General features: G+C 46.2%; 1 pseudogene. It reads right to left on the bottom strand.

Annotated elements, in window-relative coordinates:
• A pseudogene (locus R7F07_RS24940) lies at positions 1 to 1,295 on the bottom strand (acid phosphatase); the annotation flags it as partial.

Genomic DNA, 1,295 nt, shown 5'->3' with positions numbered 1-1,295 from the left:
TTTGTACTCTTGGTTCATCTCATCGTGGTTTGAACCCCAGCAGAATAGTAGGCCCTCAGAGTCTTGCATCAACATGGCATAGCCAATTTCACCATCTTTTTGCGCAAAGCTACCCATTTTCCATTCTTGACCGTTGAAGTGCTCGTGAGTGAAGCCCAAAGTCGGTACTACTGGTGGTGGCGTAACGCCTTCTTTTACTTCTGGCATGCTGAGTTCAATCTGCACTGCGGTATGACCACCTGTTGCGCTAATGGTAAGTGCTGCACCAGATTCACCAGCTTTTGTCGGTGTGCCTTTAATGGTGACAATCGCATTGCCATCTTCAATTGCTGATAGGCCTTCAATGCCTACGTAGTCCGCTGAGTAGTCGGTGATCTGACCGTCTTTATCTTGGAACAAACCAGAAATATCGAGCGTTTGTTCAAACAGTTCGCCCTGTTGTAGGTACCAGCTATCAACAATGGATTGCAGGCGAGCTTGCTCTGCTTCAACAACCATTGGTGGTAAGTTTGCAGATTCGATTTCGATTTCGAATACTGTGCTCACAGTTGATAGCACATCCCCGTTAGAGTTTTTGTCCTGCGCCGTTAGAACAATCTCAAAATCACCGGATTTTTCTACGATCGCGGTTGGGTGTAGAACAATTAGGTTACCAACTTGCTCAACTTCAATGCCTGTGCCCGCTAAATTATGCGTCAGTTTTGTGCTCACAAGGCTTTGGTCTTTGTCTTTGAAAAGACCTTCGATGTTTAGCTCAACGCCATCAAATGCGGCACCTTTTACGATTTTTGGTAGCTTATCCAATTTATCTTCAGCTGCGTCTTCTACGGTTTCGTTGACGGTTAGCTTGTTGTTGACTACCGTTTCAGGCACAAAGTTGTCGCTATTTGGCGTGCTATCAGTGATGACTGGACGTAGGCTTGGGTCATTGATGTTTTCGCCAGACGCGACAAGACGATCCACTTCTTGGTTTGCCGCTTGAGCAAACTCAGTCGCTTTCTTCTCGTAATTTGTTGGGTTTTGCGCTTTAGATTCTGTCAGAATCTGAGCGGTTTTATGTAGTTCGGCGTTTTTTGTCGCACCTTCAACAAAGTCACTGTACAGATCAATCGGAGCTTCCTCTGAGCCTCCCAATGCTTTGTTTACGTTTGCTTTCGCGTCTTCTTCAGTAATTGAAGGGTCTTTTGCCATTTCAATCGCCACAAGGTCCGTGATAGGTGAGATCACGTTAGACGATGATGGTGCGCGGAATACGATTTCGTGCGCCATAGCTTGGCTTGGGTGGTCCATATCTA

The sequence above is a fragment of the Vibrio sp. YT-16 genome (assembly GCF_033337405.1).
In the GTDB taxonomy this organism is placed as follows: Bacteria; Pseudomonadota; Gammaproteobacteria; order Enterobacterales; family Vibrionaceae; genus Vibrio; species Vibrio alginolyticus.
The sequence above is the reverse complement of the archived record's forward strand: the minus strand, read 5'-3'. Positions and strand labels throughout refer to the sequence as shown.